Below are 20,325 nucleotides of genomic sequence, written 5' to 3' on the forward strand. Positions count from 1 at the left end.
CATGAGAAAAGAACAACATCATAAAGATTGGAATGAAAATAAAACAAATGACTCTTGGGCTATATTCAAGATCATGGGGGAATTTGTTAACGGATTTGAGAAAATGAGTCAAATAGGACCATGTGTTTCTATTTTTGGGTCGGCTAGAACTAAACCAGAAGATAAATATTATAAACTAGCAGAAAGCGTTGCAAAAGGTATTGTAGAAGCAGGATATGGTGTTATTACTGGTGGTGGACCAGGAATAATGGAAGCAGGAAATAAAGGAGCACATTTAGCAGGAGGAACTTCTGTTGGATTAAATATAGAACTCCCTTTCGAGCAACACGATAATCCATATATAGATAGCGATAAGAGTTTAGACTTTGATTACTTTTTTGTTAGAAAAGTAATGTTTGTAAAATACTCACAAGGTTTTGTAGTTATGCCAGGAGGTTTTGGAACTTTAGATGAATTATTTGAAGCTATTACACTTATACAAACTAATAAAATTGAAAAGTTTCCTATTATTTTAGTAGGTACAGAGTTTTGGTCTGGACTTATGGACTGGGTAAAAGCGACACTTTTAGACAAATTCTCTAACATTAGCCCTAAAGACTTAGACTTAATTCATTTAGTAGATACAGAAGATGAAGTTGTAGACATATTAAATGCATTCTATAAAGAATATGGCCTAAGTCCAAACTTCTAAAAAAACATAAACAATTGTTAAACCCATACTCGTAAGGATATTTTTACGTTACTTTAAATAAAAAAGCTATACCCATTGAAATATAATTATTTTAAAACCTTCCTATGTCTAATTTTTAGTATTTCTGTCTTTAGTCAGGAAAATTCCATAGATATAAAGGCCGCTTTTAATATTGAAAGTAAAACAATTACAATAGCGCAAACTATAGAGTATTATAACACTACAGACGCTACACTTAACGAAATATACCTTACCGATTGGAGTCACAGCTATTCGGCTAAAAACACACCTTTAGCCGAACGCTTTGCTGAAGAATTTAAAAACACCTTTCATTTTGCTAAAAATGACGACCGAGGATTTACTGTTATCACCTCTATTAATCAAAATAATACAAACATAGAATATTCTAGATTAGAGCAACATCCAGATATTATTAAAGTTACACTTAACAATCCTGTATTACCAAACACATCCTATACACTACAATTAAACTACACCATACAAATTCCTAACGATAAGTTTACACGTTATGGCATTACAGGAGAAGGCGATTATAATTTAAGGTATTGGTATATTACTCCAGCTATTTATGATGGTGAATGGCATTACTATAGCAATAAAAACTTAGACGATGCCTACGTACCTAAAGCAAATTTACATTTAGAAATTGAGTACCCAGAAAGTTACAACCTTATATCTGAGCTAGACGAAACAACTTCATCTACTAAAGATGGCATTACTAAAACAACACTAAGTGGTAACAATAGAGTTAATTCTAAATTATTTTTAAATAAAACTAACACTTACAAAGCAGTAGAAACCGATTTTTTTACAGTAGTATCTAATATAGATGAAGAAGACTTAGAAGCTCCTAAAATTGCAATTGCAACAGATAAAGTAGCCAGTTTTATCACTAAAAATTTAGGCGATTACCCACATAAAAAAGTGCTATTAACTAAAATAGACTATAAAAAAAGCCCTATATATGGATTAAATCAGTTACCAGATTTTGTTCGTCCGTTTACAAGCGAGTTTCAATACGAACTAAAAATACTAAAAACGACACTTCATAATTATCTAGAAAACACATTACTAATAAACCCAAGAAAAGACCAATGGTTGTTAGATGGTATACAGGTATATTATTTAATGAAATATGTTGAAGAACACTACCCAAACATGAAATTGTTAGGAAACCTAGCCAATATATGGGGCGTTCGTGCTTTTCATGCAGCCGATTTAAATTTTAACGATCAATACAACTTTTTGTACTTACACATGGCTAGAACTAATATCGATCAGCCATTAACTATGGCGAAAGATTCGCTATTAAAATTTAATAAAAACATAGCCAATAAATACAAAGCTGGTATAGGACTAAAATACTTAGACGATTATATTAATTCAGATATAATAGAAGAAACACTCTTAGAGTTTTTAACCACAACCAAACTAAAACCTACCGCTACAAAAGATTTTAAAACCTTAATAGAATCTAAAACGGATAAAGACCTTAGTTGGTTTTTTAAAGATTACTTAGCAACAAGTAGTAAAATAGACTATAAAATAAAAAGAGTAAAAAAAATAAACGATTCTATTAGAGTTACTTTAGAAAATAAGAGAAATAATGTTATGCCTATCTCTTTATATACTTTAAAAAACGACTCTATAGTTTCTAAGCAATGGATAAAAGGTTTTAAAGGCACTAAAACGGTAACCATACCTAATAATAACGATATAGATAAATTAGCCGTTAATTACAACCAAGTTATACCAGAGTTTAATATGCGTAACAACTGGAAATCTACTAAAGGGTTTTTAGGAAATAATAAACCACTACAATTTAGGTTATTTAAAGATATAGAAGACCCCAACTACAATCAGGTTTTCTTTATGCCTGAATTCGATTATAATTTTTACGATGGACTATCACCAGGGTTAAAACTATATAATAAAACACTATTAACTAAAAACTTACTTTATAAAATTAGTCCTAAATACGCAATAAAGAGTAAGCAAATTGTAGGTAGTGCCTCTATAAGTTATACAGACAGAAGGGAAAACACAGATAACAATTATATTAAATATGGTATTTCTGGTGAGTACTTTAACTATGCACCAAACCTATCTTACACCTCTTATACGCCGTTTATAAACTTTAGATTTAGAGACCATAAAAACTTAAGAGATAACAACCACAGTTCTTTAACACTTAGGTATGTAAATATAAATAGAGAAGTTGACCCTACAGGAGAGTTTGAAACCGATGGAGAACCAAAATACAGTGTTTTTAATGCTAATTTTAGAAAATCGAATCCTAATTTAAAAAACTTCAGTTCTTGGTCTACCGATTTACAATTAGCAAAAAACTTTGGTAAAGTATCTGCTACTTTAGAATTTAGAAAGTTAACCGAGAATAATAGACAGTATAATTTACGTGTCTTTACTGGAACATTTTTGTACAATAAAACATTTCAAGACTCTAACTTCTTTAGTTTTGCTTTAGATCGCCCAACCGATTATCTTTTTGATTATAACTATCTAGGGCGTACAGAAGAAACAGGTTTGCTTAGTCAACAATTAATTATTGCTGAAGGTGGTTTTAAATCTAAATTAAAAACGCCGTTTGCAAGCCAATGGATAACTACCATAAACACTAGTACAACCATTTGGCGTTATATTATGGCTTATGGAGATGTTGGTGTTGTAAATAGTCATGGTAGTAGCCCTAACTTTGTTTACGATACAGGTATACGTTTAAATTTAGTAGAAGATTATTTCGAGTTGTATTTACCCGTATACTCCAACTTAGGCTGGGAAATTGCACAACCAAATTACGACCAAAGCATTCGTTTTATTGTCACCTTATCTCCAAAAACATTGTTAAGCTTATTTACACGTCGTTGGTATTAATAGACTGTAATAACCTTCAACCAACAATAACACCATATAATTAGTATTAATTTATTGTCAATGTTTTATTGTTAAAAATATTGTAAATACAATCTATATACAGATTTTCTATTTTACATTTATTCAATAGATATTAATTCATGCAATTCTCCATCCATTTATAAAAACTAAACAATGAAAAAAATATTAATAGCGCTACTAACAATTATTACATTTAATATTCAAGCACAAAAAGCCGAAAAGTTTAATCTGGGGTTTGAAAACCAAAGCAAAGAAGATAAACTGTCTGATGGATGGTTTAAATGGGGTGATTATAAACTATCTATAGATAATAACGCATATATAGGTAAAAAATCCGGTAAAATTGAATCAAACCAAACAGGAGGCTCTTTTGGAAGCATTGCTTATAAAATTCCAGCTAAATATAAAGGAGAATCAATAACCCTAGAAGGTTGTATGAAAATTAAAAATGTAGAAGATGGTTTTGCTGGCTTGTTATTACGTTTAGATGGAGACGGTGATATTTTAGGTTTCGATAACATGCAAAATCAAAACATAAATGGAACAAAAGACTGGCAGAAATACAGTATAACTCTTGAATATCCTGAAAACGCAGAAAATATTTTTGTTGCAGGAATACTTGTTGGTAAAGGAGAAGCTTGGTTTGATGGTTTTACACTTTCTATTGATGGAAAAGATATTCAAACTTTAAAAGAAGCCGAAAAAGTACTAACAAAAGCACAATTAGACAATACTTTCGATGAAGGTTCTTTAATTACAATATCAAACTTAACACCTAAAGACACTCAAAACCTTGAATTATTAGGCAGAGTTTGGGGCTTTCTTAAATATCACCATCCAGAAATAGCAAAAGGGAATTACAATTGGGATTATGAACTTTTTAAATTCCTTCCAAAGTATCTTAAAACAACAAATGAAAATGATAGAAATGAAGCCCTAATTTCATGGATAGATGCCTTAGGAACATTAGAAAAATGTTCTACATGTAAATCTACAGATGAAAACGCATTTCTTAAACCAGACTTGAAGTGGATACAAAAACAAAAAGAAAACCTTAAAAAGAAGTTACTACAGGTTTATAATAGTCGCTCTCAAGGAAAACATTATTATATAGAAATGGCACGAGGTGTAGGCAATCCAAAATTTAAAAACGAAAATGCCTATTCAAATATGACTTATCCAGACGATGGGTATAGACTTTTGGCTCTTTATAAATATTGGAACATGATAGAGTATTTTTTCCCTTACAAACATTTAATGGATACAAATTGGAACTCTAAACTTGGCGAATATATCCCACAATTTCTTAATGCTAAAAATGAATTAGAATACGAATTAGCGGCAATACGCATTATAGGAGATGTAAAAGATACACATGCAAACTTATGGGGCGGCGGCGACAAAATAAGCGAATGGAAAGGCACAAACTACGCCCCTATACATGTTCGGTTTATAGAAAACAAATTAACCATAACAGATTATTACAACAAAGAGTTAAAAAGTGAAGTAGGATTAAAAATTGGAGATGTAATAACTAAAATAAACGATATCGAAGTAGAAGAAATTGTAAGAGAAAAGTCTAAATACTATCCTGCATCAAATGTTCCAACAAGACTTCGGGATATATCGGCAGACCTTTTACGCTCCAATTCTAATACCATAAAAATAAGCTATAAATCGAGTAATAATAAAGAACAATCTAAAATACTAAAACTATACCCAAGAGATAGCCTAAATATATATCGTTGGTACAAAAAAACCGAAGATAAGTCCTATAAAATGTTAGATAACAACATAGGCTATGTAACGCTACAAAACATAAAAAAAGAAGATATATCTAAAATTAAAAAGGAATTTAAAAACACAAAAGGAATTGTAATAGATATCCGCAATTACCCTTCTACCTTTGTGCCATTCAGCTTAGGGTCTTATTTTGTATCTTCAAAAACTCCATTCGTTAAGTTTACTAAAGGAAATATTAATACCCCTGGCGAATTTACATTTACAGATATTATAGAAATTCCAAGTAACGGCAATACTTACCAAGGAAAATTAGTAGTTTTAGTTAACGAACTATCTCAAAGCCAAGCAGAATATACAGCTATGGCATTTAGAGCAGGAGATAATACCACAATTATAGGAAGCACAACAGCTGGAGCAGACGGAAACGTCTCTGCAATTATGTTACCTGGCGGCCTTAGAACAATGATTTCGGGGATTGGAGTACACTATCCAAACGGAGAAGAAACACAACGTGTTGGAATTATACCAGATGTAGAAGTTAAACCTACAGTAAAAGGCATTAGAGATGGAAAAGATGAATTATTAGAAAAAGCAATTGAAATAATTTTGAAGAAATAAAATAGTATTTCACATACTTGAGTTATTTATAACATTAAGAAATCTAACAAATGAAGAAACTGATTGTTCTTTTAATAACAATACTTCTAGGACATTTATCTTATTCTCAATCAAAAAGCTATAAACAAGAACAAATTGAGAGTTTTCAATCTGAAATGAAAAAAATAAACGACTCCTCCTCTCATTATTTTGATTTAGGAATTAAACTATTTAAAGAAGGTAAAGATGCTATTGAAATTAAAGAACTCATAAAGCCTAAATTAATATATTTTCAAGCCAAAATAGATAAAAAAGCAAGAGCGTTTCAAAAAGTAGCAGAAAAACTTAAACTTACAAATAAAGAATACGATTCTATTTTTATTAAGTTAAATGAAAACTTCAAGTTAAATCTTGAAAAGTACAAGTATCTTTCTGAAAATGGAATAAATATTGATTAATACATAACAATAAAAGAACATGTGCATTCCAAAACACATGCATCCTTAAAATCAGTCCTTTACAAAAACCTAAAAACATTGAATTATTTTCAACGAAAAGTTAAAAAACTCATAAATTTTAAATAAAACACAATTAAAACCCCACTAAACTAATAATTCAATATTATTTTAAGGTTTTTGGCTATTGCAAGAGATTCATTTTTTTAGTAAATTTGCGAAACTTAAAATCTGAGCTATGCAAACAAAATCCGACGTAAACAAAGAGATTTCATTCGATAACTTTAAAGCGCAAGTTTTAGAAGATTATAAAATCGCGGTTACCAGTCGGGAATGTAGTTTATTAGGACGACGCGAAGTTTTAACAGGAAAAGCCAAGTTTGGAATATTTGGAGACGGAAAAGAAGTCCCACAATTAGCCATGGCAAAAGCCTTTAAAAATGGAGATTTTAGATCTGGGTACTACAGAGATCAAACCTTTATGATGTCTATTGGCGAATTAACCATAGAGCAATTTTTTGCAGGATTATATGCCAATACAGATTTAACACAAGAACCCATGTCTGCTGGTCGCCAAATGGGAGGTCATTTCGGCACACACAGTTTAGACGAAAATGGGCAGTGGAACGACTTAACAAAACAGAAAAACTCTAGTGCAGACATCTCTCCTACTGCTGGACAAATGCCTAGATTATTAGGATTAGCACAAGCCTCTAAAATATACAGAAACGTAGACGGTATAGATACTACTAAGTTTTCAGAAAAAGGAAATGAAGTCGCATGGGGAACTATTGGAAATGCCAGCACAAGTGAAGGCTTGTTTTTTGAAACCATAAACGCAGCCGGAGTATTACAAGTACCAATGGTAATAAGTATTTGGGATGACGAGTATGGTATTTCTGTACACGCAAGACACCAAACGACTAAAGAAAACATTTCGGAAATTCTTAAAGGGTTCCAAAGAGAAAAAGACAGTAAAGGCTACGAAATTTTAAGAGTAAAAGGTTGGGACTATGTTGCTTTAGTAGAAACTTACCAAGAAGCTTCTAAAATAGCAAGAGAAGAACATGTGCCAGTTTTAATTCATGTTAACGAATTAACACAACCTCAAGGCCACTCTACTTCAGGATCACATGAACGTTATAAAGACAAAGATCGTTTAGCGTGGGAAGTTGAACACGATTGTAATTTAAAAATGAGAGAATGGATGATTGCTACAGGTATTGCTACCGATGAGGAATTAACAACTCTTGACAAAACAATAAAAAAGGCAGTTCGTGACGGTAAAAAAACGGCATGGAACAACTATTTAAATCCAATATTAACAGAACTTAAAACGGCATCTAATTTAATAGCACAATTAGCTGCATCTAGCGCCAATAAAGTATTTATTGAAAAAACAAATACAGATCTTTTAGCAATTAGCGAACCAAATCGTAAAGATATTGCTACAGCAAGTCGTAAAGCATTACGCTATGTTATAAATGAAAACTCTTCAGCAAAAGAACAATTATTGCAATGGATAAATAATTTCTTTGAAGAAGTACAGCCAAAGTACAGTTCTCATTTACATAACGAAACAACTTCAGCAGCAATTAATGTAAAAGAAGTTAAACCTACATATAACGAAGACGCAGAACAAGTAGACGGACGTGTTGTTATTAGAGACAATTTTGATGCTATTTTTAACAAGTATCCAGAAACTCTAATTTTTGGAGAAGATGCAGGAGCCATTGGAGATGTAAACCAAGGATTAGAAGGCCTACAAGAAAAATATGGAGAATTGCGTGTTGCAGATGCTGGAATTAGAGAAGCAACAATTCTTGGTCAAGGTATTGGTATGGCAATGCGTGGCCTACGCCCAATTGCAGAAATACAATATCTAGATTATATACTATACGCATTACAAATTATTAGCGACGATTTAGCAACATTACATTACAGAACTAAAGGGCGCCAAAAAGCACCATTAATTATTCGTACTAGAGGACACCGATTAGAAGGTATTTGGCACTCTGGCTCACAAATGGGAGGCATACTAAACCTAGTTAGAGGAATTCATGTATTGGTCCCTAGAAACATGACTAAAGCCGCTGGTTTCTATAACACACTGTTAGAAAGCGATGAACCAGCTTTAATTGTAGAATGCTTAAACGGATACCGTTTAAAAGAAGCAAAACCAACAAACTTTGGAAGTTTTAAAACACCAATAGGTGTAGTAGAAACAATAAAAGAAGGTACAGATATTACACTATTATCTTACGGGTCTACATTACGAATTGTAGAACAAGTAGCAAAAGAATTAACAGAAGTAGGCATTAATGCAGAAGTTATAGATGCACAATCATTATTACCATTCGATATAAATCACGATGTTGTAAAAAGTGTAGCAAAAACGAATCGCTTAATGATTATTGATGAAGATGTACCAGGAGGCGCATCCTCTTACTTGTTAAACGAAGTATTAAATAACCAAAATGCATACAAGCATTTAGATAGCCAACCAGTAACCTTAACAGCAAAAGCACACAGGCCAGCGTATGGAACAGATGGAGATTATTTTTCTAAACCATCTGCAGAAGATATTTTTGAAGCTGTATACGAGGTTATGCACGAAGCAAATCCTAACAGTTTTCCAAAATTAAGATAACAAATCAATTAAAAAAGATTAAACCTTTTTAAAATAATCCTGTCTAATCAGTTGTAATTAAAAACCAACTGTTTATGAGAGGATTATTTTTTTTAGCACTACTATTAGTATTTACAGGATGTTCAAATGAAGAGTCTGGCGCAATAGAGACTTCTACAACCACAGGAGCAGATTCTCCAACAGCATTTGATATTTCTACCGTTTTAAATATAGATTTAAATGCCCTTTTAAATTATAACAACCAATACATTCCAGCCTATATTACCAAAGATAACACTCCAGAAAATAATGCCATAACAAATGAAGGCGCAACATTAGGCCGTGTATTATTCTACGATAAAAAACTTTCTGTAAACAACACCATTGCATGTGCAAGTTGCCACAAACAAGAACTAGCATTTGGCGATAATGACAGTCAAAGTAATGGAGTAAATGGTATTACAGGTAGACATTCTATGCGATTAATAAACTCCCGCTTTGCAAACGAAAGCCAATTTTTCTGGGATGAAAGAGCAAACACTTTAGAACAACAAACAACCATGCCAATACAAGACCATATAGAAATGGGCTTTAGTGGAGAAAATGGAGATTTAGGATTCGATGATTTAATAAACAAATTAGAAGACCTAGAATACTACACCCCTTTATTTACATTAGCGTATGGCACACCAGAAATTACAGAAGCTAAAATGCAAAATGCTCTAGCACAGTTTATAAGAAGCATACAATCTTTTGATAGTAAATATGATGAAGGAAGACTTTTAGTTAATAACGACGGACAACCCTTCCCAAATTTTACACAACAAGAAAATAATGGAAAGCAATTATTTTTACAACCATCCGTTTTTAATAATCAAGGAAGCAGAATTAATGGCGGCATTGACTGTGGCGGATGCCATAGAGCACCAGAGTTTGATATAGACCCAAACTCTAGAAACAACGGAGTTATTGGTATTGCTGGTGTAACTACAGGTACAGATTTAACTAATACCCGCTCCCCTAGTCTTAGAGATGTTGTAAAAGCAAATGGCACTAGTAATGGGCAATTTATGCATATAGGTGTTAGCAATAATTTAACAACAGTTTTAAATCATTATAATGCAATAAGTTTAGCTGGCAATAATAATCTAGATCCAAGACTGCGTCCAGGAGGTAATGCACAACAACTAAACTTAACAGATACAGAACGTGATGCTGTAATAGCCTTTTTAATAACATTAGCCGGTACAGATGTCTATACAAACGAAAAATGGAGCAACCCTTTTATTGAGTAGTTCTTATAATTTTCCTAATTTATAAAAAGCGTTTACCCAAGTAAGCGCTTTTTTTTTATCTTTAATACTAAACAAAAACATAATATGCTAACAAAGCAAGACAAAGCACAATTACGAGGCACAATTTTTAGACATTTAGATGGTATAGCAACAGCAACAACAGCTTTTGCATTACATAAAAAAGGTGTTTTAGACTTTATATTAGAAAAAAAAACTATAACCATATTAGAACTCTCCAAGCAATTTAACGCTAACGAGGGCTACTTAAATGTCGCCTTACGAATTCTTTGTGCTCAAGGCTGGTTAACACAGCAGGTAGATACTAAAAACGATACAATTACTTTTACTACCAATGCTAATAGTAATATTGCTTTTTCATTAGCACATTTATATGAGGACGCAGTAAACCTATTACAATATGCTGTTAACTTTCCTGAAGAACGCATAAGAGCCGATGCATTTATTGTTTTAGAACGTATTTTTAAAAAATACGAAGCAAGTTTTGGATTAAGTATAGTAGAAAATGATTCTATTCAATACCAAATACTTAAACATATAGAAGGCATTATTGTAGCCCCTATAACTGTTTTATTAGGCGTTAACGGTATGTTTCATAAATATTTTATGGAAGCCTCTTTTACTGCCGAAGAATACCATAAAGACCCAGAAAGTTTTAAAAAGATACTCGATTTCCTCACCTATCTAGGTTGGTTTAAAAAGAAAAACAGTACCTATCAATTTACAGATGAAGGTTTATTTTTTGCTAAACGCGCTAGTGCTTACGGAGTTACAGTGTCCTATTTGCCAACTTTTTTACAGTTAGACGAATTACTTTTTGGTAACCCATTAATTTTAAAAACAGACAACCCTGAAGATACAGAAAAACATGTACATAGAGAAATGAATGTTTGGGGAAGCGGTGGCGCACACTCTACCTACTTTAAGGTTATAGATCAAGTAATTACAAAACTCTTTAATAAACCTATAGACCAACAACCCAAAGGTATTTTAGATATGGGTTGTGGCAATGGTGCTTTTATACAACATATCTTTGATGTTATTGAACATCAAACTTTAAGAGGAAAAGTATTAGATGAACACCCTTTATTGCTTGTAGGAGCAGATTTTAATAAAGCAGCTTTAAAAGTAACTAGAGCTAATTTAATTAAAGCAGATATCTGGGCAAAAGTAATATGGGGAGACATTGGTAGGCCCGATTTATTAGCCAAAGATTTAAAAGAAGATTATAATATAGATTTAAAAGACTTACTAAATGTACGTACTTTTCTAGATCATAACCGTATATGGGAAGCCCCTAAACAAACAACAGATCGAATTAGCAAGTCTTCTGGTGCTTATGCCTACAAAGGAAAACGAATAAACAATAACCTCGTTGAAGATTCTTTATTAGAGCATTTACAGAAATGGAAACCATATGTAGAACAATTTGGCTTATTAATTATAGAATTACATACTATAAAACCCGAACTTACCGCTAATAATATAGGAAAAACAGCAGCAACCGCTTACGATGCTACGCATGGTTATAGCGATCAATACATTCTAGAAGTCGATGTATTTAACAAAGTAGCAGCAGAAGCTGGTTTACATCCAGATCCTACCTATTTTTCTAAATTTCCCAATAGCGAATTAGCTACTGTTAGTGTTAACTTATTAAAAGGGAATTAAATGGAAAACAAAAACCAGCTAATAACAAGAGATTGGTTAGCCATAGAACGAACCAAATTAGCAAACGAACGCACTTTTTTAGCCTATTTTAGAACTTTTATTGTTTTCTTAGGCACAGGACTTACCATACTTAAGCTAGAATTCTTTACAGATTTAAAATCCTTTGGACTTATATTATTAGTCATTTCGCCTATTATACTAATCATTGGACTTTATCGCTTAATACGTGTAAAAAAGAATATTAAACGCCATTATAACGCCTAAATAAATGTTTGGCAGGAGTTAAGCCGTGTTTACCGAAATTTATTGTTGTGTTTTTACAATTTTATTTGTTTTGAAAGCAAATCAATAAAACCTATAATTATGAAAACTAGAAACCTAGTAATTATCCTTTTTAGTGTATTAGTATTAAACTCATGCATTGTAAAATCTCTTCATCCTTTTTATATACAAGAAGCTATTTCTTTTGAAGAAAAATTTGTTGGAGACTGGAAAGATAATAAAGGAGCAATATGGCATGTGGAATCTTTTAAAGCCATGTTCGATAAAGAGTTTAACTCAAAAAACAAACCTTCTAAAGAAGATTTAGCAGCATTTGAAAAATACAAATATAATTACTACGTAGAGTATACTTCTAACGATAAAAAAGCCACTTTTATGGCTACACCTTTTAAAGTTAAAAACCAATTATTATTAGACTTTACGCCTTATATACAAGACGATACTGGATTAAACTCACTTTTATCATCCCATCTTATAAATGCCCATTCTGTTGTAAAATTCGACATGATAAACAATGATAACGTAGATATTAAATGGTTAGACGAAAACCGTATTAAAGACTTATTTAAAAATAGTAAAATTAGAATTAAACATGAAACAATAGGTATCCAAGAGGACTTTTTACTTACTGCAGATTCAAAAGAATTATACGAATTTTTAGAAAAGTATTTGGCTTCAAGTGTTGAAAACAAATGGAAATCAACGTCCGATAAAAAGCTAAGCAGGTATAATGTTAAACCTTAATCCATATCTAAAAAAAATAAACAACCACAGCCCTATACTATTTAATTTAGGGCTGTGGTTATCCGCTTTTATAATTTTATTATTTATATTTTCTCGTGGACAACGCCCAATAACTGTAGATTATATTTATACCGTTGGCTTCCTTATTTCTTTGGCCCTACCTTCCATAATAAACCTATATGGCTTGATGCCCCGTCTTTTAAAAAAGGAAAAGTACATTTTGTATTGTTTAGCCTTTATAATAAACCTTCTTATATTTTCGCAATTACATATTGCATTTTTTAAACCTATACTAAATAACTTATTTCCTAATTACTTTTTTATTTCATACCATTCCAACACCAATCCTATTATTACTTTTAGTATTTTTCTAGTAGCAACAACATTGATTAAACTATCTGAAGATTGGTTTCATTTTAACAGAAATGAAAATCGTGAATTACGTATAAAAAACCAGCAAATAGAAACACAACTATCTAATTTAAGAGCACAAATAAATCCTCATTTTTTATTTAACTCTCTTAACGTTATTTATGCGTTAGCTATTGAAAAAAAAGAAGGTATCACTGATGCTATTGTACAACTTTCTGATATTTTACGATACATTATATATGATGCCGATACAAAACGTATCTCCATAAAAGAAGAAATTAAACTACTAGATAATTATATAAAGTTTCAAAAATTTAGAGTTCATGGTTTTAATAATATAACGTTTAATAGCAGTATTGAAAATGAAAGTTTAACCCTATACCCTATGCTGCTATTGCCATTATTAGAAAATAGTTTTAAACACGGTTTAAAAGGCAACCTAAAGGATACTTTTATACTCATCAATATTTTTCAAAAAAACCATATTTTCAAGTTTTCTATAGAAAATAATATGCTTTTAGATGCATCCAATGAAAAACTACAATATTCAGGTGTTGGTTTAGAGCATATTAAAAACAACTTAAATTTAGTTTATCCAGAACAACACGAATTTAAAATCACTAAAACAGAAACCACCTTTAAAGTAGACATAACTATAACATTAAACACATTGCAAGAATGACTATTAAATGTATAATTATAGATGATGAGCCTTCTTCTCAAAGTGTTTTAAAACACTTTGTAAAGGACGTCTCTTTTTTAGAACTCGTTGCTGTATGTAATAACGCTATAGAGGGGCTGCAAGTATTAACAACACATAATACCATAGATTTATTGTTTTTAGATATTAATATGCCAAAAATCTCTGGATTAACGTTCTATAAATCTTTACAAAACCCACCAAATGTCATTTTTACCACTGCTTACCCGCAATATGCGGTAGATGGTTTTGAGGTTAATGCTATAGATTATCTTTTAAAACCGTTTTCGTTTGATCGCTTTTTTATAGCTGTTAACAAAGTACTAGACTTAAAAACCAAAGAGCAATCTCCAGCTACCAATCAGTTTATAATGGTAAAATCTAACAAAGTATTACACAAAATACTTTTAAACTCTCTAGAATATATTGAAGCGTTTGGCGACTATGTTAAATTACATAGAAATGATGATTATATTATAACCAACAACACATTCTCAAACATACTTAAGCTTTTACCAGAACCTCAATTTGTGCGTACACATAAATCATTTGCCGTAAATATAGACTTAATTAATAGTGTTGCTGGTAACAGAATTTCTATAAACTCTAAAACAATCCCTATTGGACAAACATACAAACAAGCCTTTTTAGACAGACTAGAAAAAAAGAATTAGTTTTGATTATTATAATACAGCAATTAAAATAAAGAGTCCATAGTCACGAAAATAAATTATGAAAGCAGTATCTGTAGTTACTATTAGAAAGGAATTAAAACATAAATCTAACCAAGAACTTGCCGAATTATGTTTGCGTTTATCTCGCTTTAAAAAAGAAAATAAAGAACTCCTTACCTACTTGTTATTTGAAGCAGATAATGAAAACGGCTATATAGAAACTGTAAAGCAAGAAATAGATGAACAGTTTAGCACTATTAACACAGATAGTTACTTTTATATAAAAAAAAGCGTTCGCAAAATTCTACGAAACATAAAAAAGTATTGTAGATACTCTTTAAATAAAGAAACCGAAGTACAGCTACTACTCTATTTTTGTAATAAACTAAACGATTTTACGCCTTCTATAGAACGAAACGTGACATTAATGAATATTTACGACAGGCAAATAGCAACAATAAAAAAACGAATAGCAACTTTACATGAAGATTTGCAATACGATTATAATTTAGAGTTAGAGGATTTATAATACAGCTTACTTTTTAATTAAAGACAATTCGCTAACCGTAGGATTTACCTTCTGTGCAATTTTAGAATTGCTTTTAAATTGGGAATCACCTAGTAGTTTTTCGTAATCAGCAAAATCTATTGTTTCTGGCAAAGCTAGATTAATTGCTATATTTCTATTTAATAAGGCACCATCATCCCAACTAGCCATCCCTCCATAATCCCACTCAAAGCCATAAAAAGAAAATACTTTTTTATTTAGTTTTTCTAATGCTTTTAAATTGGTTCCTATGGTAATACCTTCTTTAGTTTTCCAATCTGTATCTTTTTTAAACACTTTAATTTGGTGCAATTGGTTAAAGTTCAACGAATCGTCTTTCCAAATAAATTCTACTTCATTTTTAGTTCCTGGATATAATACTGTTTTTAAAAACACTCCCATTCCTTCAGGATAATAACCTTTAACTCGTTTAACTTTTCCTTTAAAGGCTTCTTTTAGTTCTGCTTCAGAGTTATATTTTAATAAATTATCTAAAACAAATTTATTTTTTTCTTCTTCTTCAACAGCAGTAGTATGCTCTTCTACAAAAACCTCATCAGTTTTAGCAACATTTGCTTCTTCTTTTTCTTTACACGATGTAATACTAACTATTACTATAACTAAAAAAATGTTCTTAAAAAATTTCATACTCCTGCTTAATAATGATTATTAATACTACAAAAGTAGGCTTTATATGCTTATAAATAGTAACAACAAGTCCCTATAATATAATTAGCTATTTAGCTCATTTTCATCGCCTTTAGACCAAATATTAATGCACTAAGTAAATTCCCTTATTTTTTAAAATTCAGGGAATCCCCTTAAAAAACAACCATTTAATATTCAGAGCTTTGTATAAACCAAGACACAAAACTATTAATCTAACAAATAAAAAATTATGGCAGACAATTCTACAGTCAATGGACAAATAACCGATGCTGTAACACAAACAAATGTTACCGTACTAGGCGAATCTCCTGCACAGGCACTAAGTAACCTCTACCAAATGGCAACACATGCTAATGGTATGGCTATGCAAAACTCGGTCTCTAATCAACAAAACTTAAACCAACTAAATGCAGTTATCGTCGCAGATGCTATTAAAATGCTAACCAGTTCATAATTTAAACCCATTATTATATGTCTAATTTAACTCCAGGAATGTCCGAAACACAAAATGCTGTAGATTTTATTAATACAGAAGTGTTAAGTCAAGATGTAAACCCAAAAGTAGGTTCTAGCGCCACCATGATTGACCAGTCTGTTGGCATGATGGTGCAAGATTTACAAGTGTTTTTAAAAGGTTTTGAGCAAATAAGTTTAGTTGCCCTTACCAAATTAGCAAACAACTTTTTAACCTACGGTACTTATTACAATCCTGCTAATCTTGTTCCAAAACCTCAAGATTCATCTCGCCATGTAAAATCTAACTCAGAAGCACCAGAAGCAAACACTCAATTTGTAGCAAACCCTAACGAAACAGATGGCAAAGAAGTACTTCATAGCTTGTTTAAAATGGTTACCGAGTACGGTGAAGCAAAATCTAAAATAAGTGCATTAATGCATAATCCAGATGCGTCAAAGCCTTTAGATGAAATATATAGCAAAACGCCTTTTAAACCAACTTCTACGGCTCCCAATACAAAGCCAGAAACAACTACGGCACAAAATACTGAAACCAGTCAATATGAAGATGTTGAGACACCTAAGCCAGATGATAAACCTGAACAAAAACAAACAAATACTAAAGAAAAAACCTATTGGTTTTCACGAAAAAAATAAAACGCTATGAGTTATTCTACAGATCTTAAACCAGCCAAAATATTAAACCAACTTCCTTTAGAGGATTTAGCAAATAGATTGTACTTAAAACGAGATGATGATACAGCCTATTATAGTTTTAAAAACACCGATAATAATACTAACAGGTATGTTTTTACGCAAGAAACTGCCAATATTAATATAAAACCGACTATTAGAAATGTCCAGGTTATTAATAAAAATAAAAAATACAATACCTATGATTCTTTTGTTATTGAATCGCAAAACGGAAGTACTGGTATTGTAGTAGTTATGATAAAAAAAGAAGATTCTAAAAACTTTTTTTGCAACGTTAGGATTCTGCCTTTAAACACCTTAAATGATATCGCTGAAACCAATACAGACTCAAAATTGTTAACAGTAAATATTGGAAACGTTGATGTGCTCTTAAAAATGGATATTACAATAACGCCTTCTAACACAGGAGAAGCATTATACTTAACTCATGATGTAAATACTGGTAACATTTCTCAATTTATAAATGAAGATCAGATTTTACAATTAACTAAAGATTTAGAATATAATGGTGCAAAAATTTCTGCTCATTTCTGCCAAGAAGTCTTAGACATTGTATTGGATGATAATTCAAAAACAGACGAAAATTCATTATTAGAAGACAACTATATTTTAAGTCTCCCTTCTGGAGCGTTAAAAAAATTACTCACTGCAATAACAACAATAGCTGAAGTTTCCCAAGAGATTGTAGGAATAGATGCTATAAAAAACATTAATAAAGATTGGCAAAACGCAAGTGCTTTTGTAGGCTATATGCTATAACACTATAATAGTTTTAACAAGTAAAAAGAATTAAAATGAAAAGCAAAAAAGGAGATAAAACTTGTAAAAAATGTGGCCAAATTATTTTAGATAAAGAACCTTCTATTGCACCGTTAGCTTTAACAGCAGATCAAGAAGATGAAATTATAGAAAATATAACAAAAAAAGCTATTAAAGCCACAATGACAAAGCTTAAACCATTGTTAGATAAACTTGAAGAAGCTGCCAAACAACAGGCGCAGGAACGTGCTGCTAGCCAAAATAATACAACCGATGCTTTAAGCTACCAAGAACAAATACAAAATATTCAAAATGCAGCTAAAGAAAGGATACAATTACAAGAATTGAAGATTAGTAAACGAATGCAAAATCTACAGTCTAAAATTGTAAAACGCGGATAGCACTAATAAGTCATTTCTAATACAAATCTATTTCTAATAACAATAAATATAACTATGGATACTACAAATCAAGATATAAATAACAGTAATTTAGGATTTTCTACGGCAACTGCTAATGGAAATACCGCTCAAACCAATGTACATTCATTAGGAATACTATTTGAACAGTCTATTAACCAACAACAAAATCATTTTCAAACTGCTATTAGCACTTCAACAATGGATATAAAGAAGATTTTAAATATAAAAAAAGGAAAGCAAAATCGTATTGAAAAGATAAAACGTCATCGTTTTTTCAATCTCTAACTTAAATATAAATAGAGTATTAATTAATAAAACCAGAAAATTATGTCACAACACGTAAACTCGCAAATTACAGATGCAGTAACACAAACCAACGTACAAGTCGTAGCAGACGCTCCTGCAATGGCTTTGGGTAATGTTTACCAATCGGCCGCACACTCAACAGGATTAATGTTTGAAAACGCAGTTAATGCACAAAGCCAACAAAACATTTTAGCGCAAACCTCAACCACACAAGGCGTTATGCAAATTTATAGTTTCGATACAATTGCCGATGCAATTTCTATCTCTACTATGCTAAATGCATCATAAGCTAGTACCATTTAATTTTACTACTTATCGCAATCAATTCAAAATTGGAAAATCCAATTCATTTATTTTAACCAGAGAACTTTTAACGTTCTCAAAACAACTATTTATCATGTCACAAACAGTAAACGGACAAATTACAGATGCAGTTACACAAACTAATGTAAAAGTGGTTGCTGAAGCTCCAGCAATAGCTTTAGGTAATGTCTACCAATCGGCTGCACATTCTACAGGATTAATGTTTGAAAATGCAGTTAATGCACAAAGCCAACAAAACATTTTGGCACAAACAGCAACGACACAAGGTGTTATGCAAATTTATAGCTTCGATACAATTGCCGATGCTATTTCTATCTCTACTATGCTAAACGCATCATAGAAAAGCTATTGATAATATTATTATCGCAATTAATTTAAAATTGGAAAATCCAATTCATTCAATTTCTAACCAGAGAATCTCTAGTATTCTCAAAAACAACAATTTATTATGTCACAAACAGTAAACGGACAAATTACAGATGCAGTAACTCAATCTAATGTAAAAGTGGTTGCAGAAGCTCCAGCAATGGCTCTTGGTAACGTATACCAATCGGCTGCACATTCTACAGGATTAATGTTTGAAAACGCAGTTAATGCACAAAGCCAACAAAATATTTTGGCACAAACAGCAACAACGCAAGGTGTTATGCAAATTTATAGCATAGATACCGTTTCGGATGCTATTGCAATTTCAAAAATGTTAAACGCTTAATTGTTTTTAAATTGGATTAAGCAAGCAATTCAGCGGGGAAATAGGGGTGTATTTCTTCGCTGAATTTTAAACTTATCGCTAACTAAATCAAAATACTTATGTTTCAATTTTTACTAGAGCTTAGAGCTCAATATAACTACTATAGAGCTGGAGGAAACGGTATGCTTAGAATGCAACAATTTCGCAATCATTTATCTAACTATACAATAGATTACGATAATCATTACTATACAAACACAATAGATTTAGGAGAAATAAGTGAAGAAAATAATGCTTTAACGCTATATAGACAAAGTGCTTACGGTAGAATTGGCCAATCTGTTCCTGGAGCTATTTTAGGAGGAGATCGTCGTTTTTTTGGAAACAGAATAAGTGGGCAAACTGTTAATGCTTCTTTTGGTGGTCCAGTTAGAACTATAAATAATGACGAAAATTTAGAGATGTTAAACATAGCGCTACCAGGACATGTGTTTGGCGGTACTGTACGTATTTTATATTATAATGAAAATGGCAGAGTCTATAGAAGAATTACAGGTGAAGGAAGAGGCAATTTTTCTAGATTTAATAACCATGTAGGCCAATTTGTTTTTACATATTTTATTTAAAAAAGA

General features: G+C 31.4%; 22 protein-coding genes. 21 read left to right on the plus strand and 1 reads right to left on the minus strand.

Features of this window, described 5'->3' with window-relative positions:
• The first annotated feature begins 1 nt into the window (after position 1).
• The 12 genes from ACVC08_RS19110 to ACVC08_RS19165 all read left to right on the plus strand — a co-directional run bounded on the left by ACVC08_RS19110 (position 2) and on the right by ACVC08_RS19165 (position 15,334).
• Positions 2-691, plus strand: coding sequence for an LOG family protein (locus tag ACVC08_RS19110; protein WP_452603268.1), 690 nt, complete (start codon positions 2-4; stop codon positions 689-691).
• A 75-nt stretch (positions 692-766) separates the two neighbouring features.
• Positions 767-3,604, plus strand: coding sequence for a metalloprotease (locus tag ACVC08_RS19115; protein ID WP_452603269.1), 2,838 nt, complete (start codon positions 767-769; stop codon positions 3,602-3,604).
• 174 nt (positions 3,605-3,778) lie between these two features.
• Positions 3,779-5,986 (plus strand): S41 family peptidase, encoded by a 2,208-nt coding sequence (locus ACVC08_RS19120; RefSeq protein WP_452603270.1) that lies wholly within the window; start codon positions 3,779-3,781, stop codon positions 5,984-5,986.
• A 50-nt stretch (positions 5,987-6,036) separates the two neighbouring features.
• On the plus strand, positions 6,037-6,423 hold the full coding sequence (locus tag ACVC08_RS19125; protein WP_452599067.1) for a hypothetical protein: 387 nt from the start codon (positions 6,037-6,039) through the stop codon (positions 6,421-6,423).
• 235 nt (positions 6,424-6,658) lie between these two features.
• Entirely contained in the window at positions 6,659-9,070 is a 2,412-nt protein-coding gene (locus ACVC08_RS19130; RefSeq protein ID WP_452603271.1) for an alpha-ketoacid dehydrogenase subunit alpha/beta, read from the plus strand.
• A 74-nt stretch (positions 9,071-9,144) separates the two neighbouring features.
• Entirely contained in the window at positions 9,145-10,344 is a 1,200-nt protein-coding gene (locus ACVC08_RS19135) for a cytochrome-c peroxidase (RefSeq protein ID WP_452603272.1), read from the plus strand.
• Positions 10,345-10,428: 84 nt separating this feature from the next.
• Positions 10,429-12,033, plus strand: a complete 1,605-nt coding sequence (locus ACVC08_RS19140; protein WP_452603273.1) for a class I SAM-dependent methyltransferase — start codon at positions 10,429-10,431, stop codon at positions 12,031-12,033.
• Positions 12,034-12,297, plus strand: a complete 264-nt coding sequence (locus ACVC08_RS19145; protein ID WP_452603274.1) for a DUF202 domain-containing protein — start codon at positions 12,034-12,036, stop codon at positions 12,295-12,297.
• Between the two features lie 99 nt (positions 12,298-12,396).
• Entirely contained in the window at positions 12,397-13,059 is a 663-nt protein-coding gene (locus ACVC08_RS19150) for a hypothetical protein (RefSeq protein ID WP_452599303.1), read from the plus strand.
• Between the two features lie 187 nt (positions 13,060-13,246).
• Positions 13,247-14,113: a sensor histidine kinase gene (locus ACVC08_RS19155; RefSeq protein ID WP_452603275.1), complete on the plus strand. Its 867-nt coding sequence runs from the start codon at positions 13,247-13,249 to the stop codon at positions 14,111-14,113.
• On the plus strand, positions 14,110-14,805 hold the full coding sequence (locus ACVC08_RS19160) for a LytR/AlgR family response regulator transcription factor (protein ID WP_452603276.1): 696 nt from the start codon (positions 14,110-14,112) through the stop codon (positions 14,803-14,805). The genes ACVC08_RS19155 and ACVC08_RS19160 overlap by 4 nt, the downstream gene beginning before the upstream one ends.
• Positions 14,806-14,863: 58 nt before the next feature.
• The gene (locus ACVC08_RS19165) at positions 14,864-15,334 is read left to right on the plus strand and encodes a hypothetical protein (RefSeq protein ID WP_452599306.1); all 471 of its coding nucleotides are present in this window, start codon (positions 14,864-14,866) and stop codon (positions 15,332-15,334) included.
• A gap of 6 nt (positions 15,335-15,340) precedes the next feature.
• Here the strand turns inward: ACVC08_RS19165 and ACVC08_RS19170 are convergent, their stop codons facing one another.
• Positions 15,341-16,000, minus strand: a complete 660-nt coding sequence (locus ACVC08_RS19170) for a hypothetical protein (protein ID WP_452603277.1) — start codon at positions 15,998-16,000, stop codon at positions 15,341-15,343.
• Between the two features lie 250 nt (positions 16,001-16,250).
• Between ACVC08_RS19170 and ACVC08_RS19175 the strand changes: the two genes are divergently transcribed.
• From ACVC08_RS19175 to ACVC08_RS19215, 9 genes are all read left to right on the plus strand, one after another.
• Positions 16,251-16,475, plus strand: coding sequence for a RebB family R body protein (locus ACVC08_RS19175; protein WP_452599308.1), 225 nt, complete (start codon positions 16,251-16,253; stop codon positions 16,473-16,475).
• 17 nt (positions 16,476-16,492) lie between these two features.
• Complete coding sequence (locus tag ACVC08_RS19180) at positions 16,493-17,134, plus strand: hypothetical protein (RefSeq protein WP_452603278.1); 642 nt, start codon at positions 16,493-16,495, stop codon at positions 17,132-17,134.
• Positions 17,135-17,140: 6 nt separating this feature from the next.
• Positions 17,141-17,950, plus strand: a complete 810-nt coding sequence (locus ACVC08_RS19185) for a hypothetical protein (RefSeq protein WP_452603279.1) — start codon at positions 17,141-17,143, stop codon at positions 17,948-17,950.
• Between the two features lie 35 nt (positions 17,951-17,985).
• Positions 17,986-18,351: a hypothetical protein gene (locus ACVC08_RS19190; protein ID WP_452603280.1), complete on the plus strand. Its 366-nt coding sequence runs from the start codon at positions 17,986-17,988 to the stop codon at positions 18,349-18,351.
• A 54-nt stretch (positions 18,352-18,405) separates the two neighbouring features.
• Positions 18,406-18,657 (plus strand): RebB family R body protein, encoded by a 252-nt coding sequence (locus ACVC08_RS19195; RefSeq protein WP_452598755.1) that lies wholly within the window; start codon positions 18,406-18,408, stop codon positions 18,655-18,657.
• A 42-nt stretch (positions 18,658-18,699) separates the two neighbouring features.
• The gene (locus ACVC08_RS19200; RefSeq protein ID WP_452598754.1) at positions 18,700-18,966 is read left to right on the plus strand and encodes a RebB family R body protein; all 267 of its coding nucleotides are present in this window, start codon (positions 18,700-18,702) and stop codon (positions 18,964-18,966) included.
• A gap of 109 nt (positions 18,967-19,075) precedes the next feature.
• Positions 19,076-19,342 (plus strand): RebB family R body protein, encoded by a 267-nt coding sequence (locus ACVC08_RS19205; protein WP_452598753.1) that lies wholly within the window; start codon positions 19,076-19,078, stop codon positions 19,340-19,342.
• A gap of 108 nt (positions 19,343-19,450) precedes the next feature.
• The gene (locus ACVC08_RS19210; RefSeq protein ID WP_452598752.1) at positions 19,451-19,714 is read left to right on the plus strand and encodes a RebB family R body protein; all 264 of its coding nucleotides are present in this window, start codon (positions 19,451-19,453) and stop codon (positions 19,712-19,714) included.
• Positions 19,715-19,812: 98 nt separating this feature from the next.
• Positions 19,813-20,319: a hypothetical protein gene (locus ACVC08_RS19215; protein WP_452598751.1), complete on the plus strand. Its 507-nt coding sequence runs from the start codon at positions 19,813-19,815 to the stop codon at positions 20,317-20,319.
• Positions 20,320-20,325 lie beyond the last annotated feature (6 nt).

The organism is Pontimicrobium sp. MEBiC06410 (assembly GCF_053601615.1).